Consider the following 10,334-nt stretch of genomic DNA (forward strand, 5'->3'; position numbering starts at 1 on the left):
CCTGCTGACTCTGGAGAACACCACCACATGATGTCATCACCGCAGGGGACGCTCGCGCTGGTCGGATCAGGCGAGTTTTTGCCCCCCATCGAGCCGCTGGACCGCCTTCTGCTGGAGCGGCTTTCCGGTCCGGCCCGCGTCATCGTCTTGCCCACCGCCTCCGCGCCCGATGGGCCGGGCGTGCCGGAACGCTGGGCCAAAATGGGCAGCGAGCATTTCACCCGCCTGGGCGCTGCCGTCGAAGCGGCCATGCTGCTCACCCGCGCCGACGCCGAATCAGAAACGCTCGCCGCGCAGATCGCCGCCGCCAACTTCGTCTATTTCTCCGGCGGCAAACCGCAGTACCTCGTCACCACCCTGCGCGACACCCCCTGCTGGCGAGCTATCGCGGGCGTCTTTGCCGCTGGCGGCGTCGTCGCTGGCTGCTCTGCCGGGGCAATGGCTCTCGCTGATCGCATGGTTGATTTCCCCCGCTTCTGGCGCACCGTCCCCGCGCTGGGCCTGGCCTCTGGCCTGGCGGTGATCCCCCATTTCGACGAAATGCCGGGCATCTTCATCAACCTGGGCCGCCTGGCAAGCCGCAAAACCAGCGTCGTTGGCGTGCCTGGCTCGACAGCCCTGGTCGGCTCCGACCACCACTGGACCGTCCAGGGACACAGCAGCATCACCGTCTTCACCGGCAAAGGCAAGACCATCTATCCCGTTGGCGAACAGGTATCGCTCGCGGGCTAAGCATCGCTGCCCCCTTTGAGAAAGGACTACCGGATATGCTGAAACGTATCCTTCTCTTTACTGGCGCGCTGGCTGTGCTGCTGCATCTCAGCTTCGATGAGCAGGATTACTACGCCCGGCTGACCCGCCTTGAAGCCCTGATGAATCTGGTCTTGCTGCGCCTGGGTATTGACCCGAATACGGCGTTTGCCGGACCTTCAGAACAGATCAAATGGCTGCTCATGCAAGGCAAGAAGATCGAAGCCATCAAAGTCTACCGCGAACAAACCGGCCTGGGCCTGAAAGAAGCCAAAGACACCATTGACGCCATAGAACGCCAGATGCGCGGCTACTAGCCGCTCGAAGCTACTTGTAGCGCCGCCTTCCAGGCGGCTAGCCGCTCGACAGTGCGAACGCTCGTATTCAGGGGCGACGTGCGCGCTAGCCCAACGTTGAGCCGCCTGGAAGGCGGCGCTACACGCGGGCAGGCGCGGCGTCTGTACCTGTACCGCCGCCTGGAAGGCGGCCACCGCTTCGCCAGGGCGAACGTTTGCCCCGGAGCGCGAACGTTCCGGTAGCCCGACGATGAGCCGCCTGGAAGGCGGCGCTACAAGTCAACCGCCCTTATCCGGCCAGACCATATGGACCAGTGGGAATACCTGGCAATCGAAATGGCTATTGAACACAAAGATTACAGGGCGCATCAAGCCAGTTGACAGGCTATCAGGCACTATGTTAGACTTGCCCATGAGTTTAGGATGGTGGTCTCCACCTGGGGAGGAAAACAACTCATGCAGTCAGGCTTTTGCACCAACTGCGGCCAGCCCCTTGCCGCCGGGGCCGTGTTCTGCCCATCCTGCGGCACACGCGTCGAAGCGCCGCCAGCCGCCGCTTCCGCCACAACTGTCAACTCCGTTCCACCGAGCGCGCCACCGTATACCCCTGGCTCCAATCCCCCGGCGTCGTTCAGCCCGGCCACCTCTGCCCCGCCCGCTGCTCCGCCCAAAAGCCAGACATCAACGCTCATCGGCTGGCTGATCGGCTGTCTCGGCGTCTTCCTGCTTGTCATCATCCTGCTGGTCGCCGCCGTCATCTACGGCATCCTCTCGCAGAAGCTCATCTTTTTCGCCATTGGCCTGGGCGGTCTGTTCGTCGTCCTCCTCATCGCCGTAGCGATTGAACACCAGGTTCGACGCCTGTATCGGCGCTTCAAGGGTACGCTCGGCGTTGCCAATGGCTCCAGCGGCTTTTCACCGCGTTACCAGGGCGCGTCTCGCAGCTATCGGGAGCAGCCACACTTCAGCCTGTTCCGCTTTCTCTTCTCGCTGGCGGTCCTGGCCGGTCTGGTCTATGGCGGCCTCTTCCTCTACTATACCCAGGAGTTTACCGGCAACTGGTCGGGCGTCCTCACCATTGGGGGCGTCCAGCAAGGGGTACTGGCGAACATACAGATTTCGCTCCCGCTGCACAGCCCCACAAACCCTTCCTTCTCCGATCTGCCCTCGCTCACCTTTACTCAGGTCGAGTTCAAGCCAACGACGGCTCGCGCCTGCGTGGGCAGCCAGAACATCTACCAGCTTTCCGGCACAGCTTCCCGGCTGGACGCCTCGCGGGTCGAGATGACCCTGAAAACCGGCGCGGTGACTGTCCCCCTGCATGGCGCTTACAACAGCGGGAAATTCACGCTCAGCGGAACCTCTCAGGGCAAGCCCGTCACCCTGATCTTAGAGAAAGGCAGCGATCAGGCAGGCTATCTTGCCATCTGCCCTACCCGCCTTCTAGCAACCAAAAGCAGCCGCTCCATGTGAGACCTGCCACTTGTAGCGCCGCCATCTTGGCGGCTCAACGCTGGCCTGCTGATAGGTTGGCCCGCAGGGCGAACGCCACTTGTAGCGCCGCCATCTTGGCGGCTCAACGCTGGCCTGTTGGTACGTTGGACCGCAGGGCGAATGCTCGCCTCTTCTAACCTCTTTTCTTCTCTTCATTGCTCTCTCGCTGTCTGCCTCAGCTTTTGATCTTCTCCCGCTCGGCGTGGATGTCTACTTCCTCGCCCGCAAACTGAAAGAGCAGGCGCATCGCCGTCTCATCGCTCACCCAGCCCTGCTCTTTGGCGGAAGAGAGCGCGCTAACCACCGTCGCCGTCGCCTGCGCCAGCATCAGATTATCCGCCACCTTCAGTTCGGGGAAGATCACCGTATACGACTCATCCACCCCCGCAGGCAGCGTACCCGCGCGCTTGGCCTCCACAATCACCCGGTCCAGCACCGTTCGCAGCAGATGCTCCATCACCTGCTGGCGGCGCTGAAACCGCAGCAGCGTGGGCAGCGTCATCTCAGCAGCGGTGGCGCGGTTAGCGTTGCCGCCATCGGCCAGATAGTGCTCAGGAACTCCGGCGCCTGCTAGCTTACCAGTTTCCTAAAGTATTTGGCGGGTTAGACACGCTTCTCTTGCGCATGAGCGCCATCTGCACTGCTCTGCCTCACAGTATCAGCGTGTGAGAGGAGCAACCGGTGAAACAATTCGCAACCATCGAGAAGCTCGATACTGCCATTCTCTACGCCCTGGAGCTTGCATCCAGCCTCAGTGTGATTCTGCTTGCTTTTGGTCTGATTGCCTCAATGGCAAACGTGCTGACCAAAGGCTCAATCCTGACCTCAAACGCCGTCATGCAGGAGATCTGGGCCTGGAGCCAGTGTGCAGCCATTGACGCCAGCGTCCCAGGCACCATTATGCGCAGCTTCCACTATTGGAAGCAAAGGGAATGGGTGAAAGCGATTCTCTACACGTTGCTTTCAGCCCTCTTACTGTTCACAGCAGCCATTGTGTCAAACATTGAGGCTGTCCAGCAGACCTTAAACATCACCCTGGACAATGCCTACCTGCATGTGTTCGTGTCAGTGGAAGCGCTCATCTGGATACGCTCGATTGCCATTGTGTTAATCATTGTCGCGCATGCGCTGCGCCACGTTGGACAGTCAAGCAACGGAAATATCCGTTCCTTGACAAAGCCTGGACAGACAGCCAAAACGCACACAGGACAACCAGCACCGACAACTGAACAGCCTGTACAGGAGAAAAAGGCCGGACAGCATACAGCTAAGCTGCCAACCCCAATCAATCAGAACTTCAGCCGTGTCAAGGAGTATCTGGCCGACCACCCGAAAGCCTCAGCCCGCGAGGTTGGCAGAGCGTTAGAGTTATCACCGACCAGTGCTGCAAAGTGGGTCAAAAAAGTTCGTGCTGCCTAGTTGCTATGATGGTGATGCTATGGCAGAGCGTGAGCCGATGAACCACAAAACAGAGCGTTTGCAGGGGAGTGTGCCTGAACAACTTCAGGCATACCCCCAGTTTGTTGTCTGGCGGCCAGTAGAGATCCAGGGAAAAGTCAAGAAGATTCCGTTTAATCCCAACACCGGTGAAACAGCTTCGCCTACGGACCCTGCTACCTGGGGAACGTTTGCCGATGCCTTGCGAGCCTATATGAAGGGAGCAGGCAAGGGCATTGGTTTCAATTTTGCCACCACAGACCCCTTTACCGGCATAGACCTCGATCACTGCATTGATGAGAACACAGATGTGATTGCCCCTTGGGCAACGCCCATCCTTGACCTCTTCCCAAACACGTATCAAGAGCGTTCGCAGTCAGATCATGGCATTCACGTCATCATCATTGGGCATGTTCCACACGGACGAAGAACAGCCAACATCGAAATCTACTCCGAAGGCAGATACTTTGCCCTCACCGGCAACAGGCTGCCAAACGCGCCAGCAAGCGTTGTAGAGTACCAAAAAGCGTTAGACGACCTCTACCATCGCTTAGCCCCCAAACCTGCCCCAAAAGCCCTGGAAAGGCGTCAGAGACTCTTCTATCATGTCCTTCCAGACGAGAGAGTGTTAGAGAAGGCAATGAATGCCAAGAACGGCGCTCAATTCGCAGCATTGTGGGCAGGTAAGTGGGAAGGTACCTACTCAAGTAAGAGTCACGCAGACTGGCAGTTAGTCATGTGGCTGATATATTGGTGTAACGATGATGTTGAGCAAGTAGAGCGGCTATTTCATAGGTCAGGCTTATACGATGGGAAAACCGACTCCATGCGAGGAGATGTCACCTACCTACGGCACACCATCATTTCCTTCCTCAACAAACGGAGACCTCGATGAAGAAAGCTACCCCAAACTGTGTTCTCATCCTGTTTTCCTGTGTGGTATGTTGCAGAAAAGAGATCCAGACATTTGTGGATGGGAGAACGGTGAGAGCAGCAAAGCGAGGCACCACATGAGCGAGGAGCCACTCCATACAGACCTCGATACACTGACTGAAGAAACCGCACGAAAGATCATCTGGACATTACAACCAGGAACCAGTAGCGGATCTCCGCTGCTCACCATCAAGCAACTGCTGTACAACTTTCTGGATGCTGCCCGTGAGCAAGAGTACCAAGAGGCGCTACGGCAGCAACTGCGGGAAGAACAAGATCAGCAAAACTAGTCAAATGGTGAATATCTGCCTCTGCGAAAGCAAGGGCGTTTCTTCTTCTTCCCCTAGACCGCCTTTTATTCTTCCATACAGAAAGTCTAACTAGAGTGGTCTGTTTTTGTGTCTTGGCGCTTGGCTGGTATGGTATTGTTGTCGCTAGAGCAGAGCTTGTGTTGGAGATACAGCCGGAGCAAATCCAGGGAACATTACGGGGAGCATGTTGGATACCTACGCACCCCTGAGTACATACAGCGATTGAAGCTGCAACATCTATGAACAACCTACTATTGGGATTAGACACTCTCCCTCAAGACGTTCTAAAAGAAGATGGCTTGGAAGAATATGAGCGCAATCAAGCGTTTTTCTTCCGCGTTCTCGCTGAACTCAACGTCAACATTTTCATTGCGGAGCGCATCATATGCTTTCCCTATGAGGAACTGTTTAGCGAGGGGCCATTCTACCATATCTTTCTCGGCCAAGTGATAGATAACGCTCTGGAGATGAGTATCTTACTCATCACAAAACTGGCTACCGATGACGGGAAGGATGTCCATACGCTCACAGGATTCAAAAACCAACTTTTCAACCTCACACGGCCAGAGTACCAACAAGCCATCTGTGAACGGCTAGCTGCAGTGCGTTTCGATGCCCAAACCCAAGTACTGCTGAGAAAAGCAAAAGAGATACGAGATCAATCCCTTGCTCATTATTTAGATGATTTCTTCGAAGCATCTTTCAACCCGACCAAAAAGCTTGTACGGCTAACTCTCCCTGAGATTCAGAAACTGCGCGACGTGTTAAATAGCCTGCTGCACACCCTTACTATCAACACCGACCAGCAATGGCTGCCTAACGAATATGTGAACGGCAAACCAGATATTGCCGCCATCCTAGAGCTACTGATTTCAACTAGTTACTTGCTCAGGATGCCGCAAGATGATCCAAAAAGATGGGAATACCGACGCCCCAAACTGTCTGCTGACCAGATGACCCTTCTTAATTCCTATCGAAGACAATTCGGCCTCAAAGAAGGCTAAAAAGCCGTCTCAACATCTATTGATTCTTTTGGGTAGCTCGTCGGCATCGTTCAGCCAGCGCGTCTAACTAGCCAAAGGCTTACTAAATTCATGGGTTAACTCAAGGGGAAGATGTATGCCACCCAAGAAAAAGAAGCGTGTTCCAATCCCAGAAGACCTATCAGATGAAATCCTTTACTTGTCAGATCGAACGTGTTGCAAGTGCCATATTCCAAAGAAACCCATCCAGCTTCATCATATTGATGAAGACCCATCGAATAACAATTCTCAAAACCTCGCTGTCCTCTGTCTTGAATGCCACGATGAGACGCAAGCGAGTGGAGGCTTTGGGAGAAAACTGACTGCTGGGCAAGTTCGTCTCTACAGAGATGCTTGGTTACAAGAAGTGAGAGAGCGCAGAGCATACAACGTTGCCCAGACCATTCCCCCTGTCGTGTTGCAAGCCGATACGCCAACTGACGTGGTTAGACAGTATGAGGAAGTAATGCGTGAAGTGAAAAAGGGGGAAGCAGAAAGGCTTCTATTGCAAGCAGAAAATTTTACTGCAAGCCTGCGAGAAAAAAATGTATTGGTGAACCAAGCTGTCTCGACCTACCCTCCGTTTAGACCAAGAGAATTGAGACAGTTAGGCATTGACATGAGTGCTGCTGTTATTGGGAATGTTGACTATCTCCAAGAGAAAAGCATGCAAGCAATGAGAAATTATTATGAAACATTGCTTATCCCACCACAGCTTGAGTCAGACGATAGAATGTTTTATATCGAGCATGCCATCAGGTACTTAGAAGAGACGGCATTACCGACAGCCGATGATGCAGTAGGTTTAGTGTATCTTGCCTGTATGTACGGTTGCACTCAGCGTAATGATGACATGATGCTTGTTTTATCTAAGGCATGTCAGACCAAGCCAATTGTGCAAGTGATGAAAGACGAATATCGGGTATGGCCTATGCTCTTTATGCTGGTGGATGCCTGGTGCTCCGATCCCAACAAAATTGAGCGATTACGGGAAACGCTTGATCTACCCCAACCAACAGAGCACTATTTTTGCACCTATATGATCCAAGAATACCCCCAGAATCCGAAGTCCCATACGAGTTATAGCGAATGGGTAGCGGTGCGAAAACCAGAAGCGCCAGGAGAAAAGGAAATGGGAAGCGTGGTTCTTAAAATTTCAGCACCATATCCTCCAGAAGAAACTACGTATGCCTTTTTCCTGTATCATAACGGAGCTACAGAAACCATTGTGCCAGCAGATAAAAGGGTTCCTGTTGAAGACCTGTATATGAGGCTTCGTGACTTGTGTATCTTGTTTTGCCCTCTTGATTGAGCCGAGCTTATACATGACGAACCAGCGCGGGTATATTGGTAAGGCGTGCCGCTTTATTTTATGCAAATTTTCGCGGGCGGCCTAAAAAGAGAGGAGAGGAGAGATGAGCCAGGGGAACCAAGAGGAGCAACATTGGTTACGGAAAAAGCTTGCAGAAGCCCTCATTAACAACGCTATTAGTCTGCTATTTTTGGCGGCATTGGGGCTTTTCTTATCAGCCAGATCAAGACTGTTAGATTATCAACTTTTTGGGTGATTGACGTTTCTCAGAATACTTTTCGTTTTTCTCTCAGAGAACTTTTCTAGGGAGGTTCTTCAAGCAGCCTAAGAAGCGGCTTCATTTATGAATGGGGGTTGCCCATGGTAGGAACAGAAAGATGGAATAGGAACATAGCCCAAATGGGCCAGATTCGTATAGTACCATGCTCAGCCTAGCTCTTCCGAGAAAACAGCAAGGAGGCGATGCTCAATTTCAAACGGATATCTGAATTCAGCCACTATGCAGGAGTGGGTATCCTTTGCTTTGTGCTCCTTCCCTGGTCTATATGCTTCATCCTGTTCGCGGGAAAGGTGAGAACCGCTCTATGAGGTAAGCGGCACGTAGAAGGCGAACACGAGGTAAGATCAGGATACGGGCAATTGCCCGTATCTAGCTGTTCCAACTCGCCTTCATCGCTCTCTTTTTGGTCCCCAGAATGGATAGGGGATACCAGCCAGACGATTGATGACCAATGCCTGAACAATGAGCAAGACCACCGCTCCCATCAGGATCACCAACTGCACAGGCTTGGTGATGATGCCCAGCGAGACGATGAGCGTCGTGGCCCCAGCGGGAGGATGCGGTGCACGTAGCAACACCATGAGCCCAGCAGTCAGACCGAGGGAAAGCCCAGCGGCAACAACACGCGGCCCGCTGACACCCACAGCCAGCGCTGGCCCGGCAGTTGTTAGCCCAGTCACGACTAGGCTGAAATACCCAGCCAACACGCCGATGCCTTGCCCTATCAACGTATTGCGGGGCGAGGCCGAGGGCGCAGTTGGGGTATAAAAGAAGAGGAAGGCTGTCGGGCCAAGGGAGGGAAAGATAAAGGGGGCTGCCCGTAATGAACGCTAAGCCTGCCATCATCCCGATGCTGATGCAGCCGTTGATGAAACTAAACAGCGCCAGCATGGGCATACTGGCATAGTGTTTGAGGAGCCAGGACAACTGCGCGCGCTGCAGGATGCCGCGCACCACATCCGCCATTTCCCAGCCGATGGGGTGTTCGCGATCCAGGTGATAGCGGTTCTGGGGAGTTGTCGACTCTTCTGCGGGCCTCAACGGCTCCTGAGAGGATGCGTCCGGCTCCTGATTGGTTTCCACGCCGTACTCTCCTTCTCTTCTCTCACAAGACCTGGGTGCGATGGCGCGGCCACAGCCAGGCGGCCAGCGCGGGGCGCATCTCCCCCTTTTCTGTAAGCAATTAGGACGGGGCGACCCCGCCAATCTGCGATGGTCGTGGAGGCAGATGTGTGGGCGAAGGGCGCCCTTGCGCGACGACGAACGAGAGCGCACCCATGATACTTGCTACCACGGCACTGGCTGCGAAGATGGCCGGAAACGCCACGCCGTGATCGCGCAGCGGGCCCACCCCGAAGGCGGCAACACCGAAGCCGATCGGATAGCAGGCGACTATTCCACCGGCCACCTTGCCCGCTAGCGCTGGGAACCTCTCTTGCCCGAAGCTGATGGTCAGCGGGAGGAGGGCCGAGCAACCAAGCCCTGCCAGAGCGAATGCGAGGACGCTGAGAACTGGCGTGTCCCTCGGCAAGGCGGCGATCAGCAGGAAGGCGGCCGCAAGCACGAACGGGAGGACATGGTACGTCAGTCGGCTTGGGACCCACCGCTGGATGGCTGCGAACAGCACGCGCCCGGCGGTGACCACAGCCCAAAACGCCGTCAGTGCGAGCGACGCGACTGCTGCGGTGAGGCCGAGATGCTCGGTGAGCATGAGCTGCGACCAGTTCCCATTCACGGTTTCGCAGAACCCATAGAGCACAGTGAAGCCCGCAAACACCCAAAACGGGCCCGGGATGCTCGTCCTCCGGCCGGTCCTTCCCTCTAGGCGTCCTTGTGCCTGTGCGCTTTGGGGAGCGGGCGCCGCTTCGAGCGAAAGCCCCAGACTGACGATGAGCAGGACCAGGAGCAGGAGCGCTACCAGCAGCGGAAGCCCTTCCCAGAACCCCAGGCCCCCAAAGATCGCGACGAAGACAGGCGCCAGGGCCGTCCCGAGCCCGAGCAGCGCATTGAGCACGAGCACCGATCGGTCAACGGCCTCCGGGGAGAATGCGGCCGTCAAGGTATTGAGTGCAGGCACAGTCAGGCCGAAACCAACCCCCACGCAGGCGGTAGCCGCCAGTAAGAGGGGGACGGCAACGGTCTGATCGGTCATCACCACTCGGCTCGCGATCAGCAGGAGCATGGAGACCAGATCGGCCACCAAGCCCAGCAGGTAGACGCGCTTCCTGCCGAAACGGCCAGTCAAACCGGTTCCAAGCAGCGAGGTGCTGATCGACGTGATCACCAACGGCAGAAAGAGCGTCCCGTATTGGGTGTGAGACAGATGGTACTTGTCCGGGGCAGTAAAGATCGTGCTCGCCGCCGGGAAGGTAACCAGGGCAATGCCCTGCACGAGCCCCGCCGCATAGACCGTACGTTTCTCAACCTGGGTGGCCATCTCGCCTGCTCCTCCTCTGCGTGCAGATCACGGGTACACCTTGCTTCCCCCACGTGATGGGG

11 protein-coding genes are annotated in these 10,334 nt (G+C 55.6%); 8 read left to right on the top strand and 3 right to left on the bottom strand.

Translation table 11 applies throughout. The annotated features are described in order from the left end of the window. The first annotated feature begins 27 nt into the window (after nt 1-27). From VH599_14715 to VH599_14725, 3 genes are all read left to right on the top strand, one after another. On the top strand, nt 28-732 hold the full coding sequence (locus VH599_14715; GenBank protein HEY7349565.1) for a Type 1 glutamine amidotransferase-like domain-containing protein: 705 nt from the start codon (nt 28-30) through the stop codon (nt 730-732). Between the two features lie 35 nt (nt 733-767). Next, nucleotides 768-1,067, top strand: coding sequence for a ribosomal protein L7/L12 (locus tag VH599_14720; protein HEY7349566.1), 300 nt, complete (start codon nt 768-770; stop codon nt 1,065-1,067). Nucleotides 1,068-1,502: 435 nt separating this feature from the next. Then, a complete protein-coding gene (locus VH599_14725; GenBank protein HEY7349567.1) occupies nt 1,503-2,519 on the top strand; it encodes a zinc ribbon domain-containing protein in 1,017 nt (338 codons plus the stop codon). A 196-nt stretch (nt 2,520-2,715) separates the two neighbouring features. Here the strand turns inward: VH599_14725 and VH599_14730 are convergent, their stop codons facing one another. Further along, complete coding sequence (locus VH599_14730) at nt 2,716-3,042, bottom strand: hypothetical protein (GenBank protein HEY7349568.1); 327 nt, start codon at nt 3,040-3,042, stop codon at nt 2,716-2,718. Between the two features lie 179 nt (nt 3,043-3,221). Between VH599_14730 and VH599_14735 the strand changes: the two genes are divergently transcribed. The 5 genes from VH599_14735 (at nt 3,222) to VH599_14755 (ending at nt 7,555) form a co-directional block, all read left to right on the top strand. Then, nucleotides 3,222-3,959 (top strand): hypothetical protein, encoded by a 738-nt coding sequence (locus VH599_14735; GenBank protein ID HEY7349569.1) that lies wholly within the window; start codon nt 3,222-3,224, stop codon nt 3,957-3,959. Nucleotides 3,960-3,978: 19 nt separating this feature from the next. Beyond that, nucleotides 3,979-4,872 (top strand): hypothetical protein, encoded by an 894-nt coding sequence (locus VH599_14740; GenBank protein HEY7349570.1) that lies wholly within the window; start codon nt 3,979-3,981, stop codon nt 4,870-4,872. A gap of 115 nt (nt 4,873-4,987) precedes the next feature. Beyond that, the gene (locus VH599_14745) at nt 4,988-5,200 is read left to right on the top strand and encodes a hypothetical protein (protein ID HEY7349571.1); all 213 of its coding nucleotides are present in this window, start codon (nt 4,988-4,990) and stop codon (nt 5,198-5,200) included. Between the two features lie 260 nt (nt 5,201-5,460). Further along, nucleotides 5,461-6,225 (top strand): hypothetical protein, encoded by a 765-nt coding sequence (locus tag VH599_14750; protein ID HEY7349572.1) that lies wholly within the window; start codon nt 5,461-5,463, stop codon nt 6,223-6,225. A 115-nt stretch (nt 6,226-6,340) separates the two neighbouring features. Beyond that, the gene (locus VH599_14755; protein HEY7349573.1) at nt 6,341-7,555 is read left to right on the top strand and encodes an HNH endonuclease signature motif containing protein; all 1,215 of its coding nucleotides are present in this window, start codon (nt 6,341-6,343) and stop codon (nt 7,553-7,555) included. A 669-nt stretch (nt 7,556-8,224) separates the two neighbouring features. Here the strand turns inward: VH599_14755 and VH599_14760 are convergent. Beyond that, on the bottom strand, nt 8,225-8,641 hold the full coding sequence (locus VH599_14760) for an HPP family protein (GenBank protein HEY7349574.1): 417 nt from the start codon (nt 8,639-8,641) through the stop codon (nt 8,225-8,227). A 377-nt stretch (nt 8,642-9,018) separates the two neighbouring features. Beyond that, nucleotides 9,019-10,272 carry an MFS transporter gene (locus VH599_14765; protein HEY7349575.1) on the bottom strand — a complete coding sequence of 418 codons (1,254 nt, stop codon included), beginning with the start codon at nt 10,270-10,272 and terminating at the stop codon, nt 9,019-9,021. Nucleotides 10,273-10,334 lie beyond the last annotated feature (62 nt).

The sequence above is a fragment of the Ktedonobacterales bacterium genome (assembly GCA_036557285.1).
Lineage (GTDB): Bacteria > Chloroflexota > Ktedonobacteria > Ktedonobacterales > DATBGS01 > DATBHW01.

Excerpts from the sequence above, each read along its gene's own strand:
- VH599_14715 (HEY7349565.1), top strand. The coding sequence starts at position 28 with ATGATGTCATCACCGCAGGGGACGCTCGCGCTGGTCGGATCAGGCGAG.
- VH599_14720 (HEY7349566.1), top strand. The coding sequence starts at position 768 with ATGCTGAAACGTATCCTTCTCTTTACTGGCGCGCTGGCTGTGCTGCTG.
- VH599_14725 (HEY7349567.1), top strand. The coding sequence starts at position 1,503 with ATGCAGTCAGGCTTTTGCACCAACTGCGGCCAGCCCCTTGCCGCCGGG.
- VH599_14730 (HEY7349568.1), bottom strand. The coding sequence starts at position 3,042 with ATGACGCTGCCCACGCTGCTGCGGTTTCAGCGCCGCCAGCAGGTGATG.
- VH599_14740 (HEY7349570.1), top strand. The coding sequence starts at position 3,979 with ATGGCAGAGCGTGAGCCGATGAACCACAAAACAGAGCGTTTGCAGGGG.
- VH599_14745 (HEY7349571.1), top strand. The coding sequence starts at position 4,988 with ATGAGCGAGGAGCCACTCCATACAGACCTCGATACACTGACTGAAGAA.
- VH599_14750 (HEY7349572.1), top strand. The coding sequence starts at position 5,461 with ATGAACAACCTACTATTGGGATTAGACACTCTCCCTCAAGACGTTCTA.
- VH599_14755 (HEY7349573.1), top strand. The coding sequence starts at position 6,341 with ATGCCACCCAAGAAAAAGAAGCGTGTTCCAATCCCAGAAGACCTATCA.
- VH599_14765 (HEY7349575.1), bottom strand. The coding sequence starts at position 10,272 with ATGGCCACCCAGGTTGAGAAACGTACGGTCTATGCGGCGGGGCTCGTG.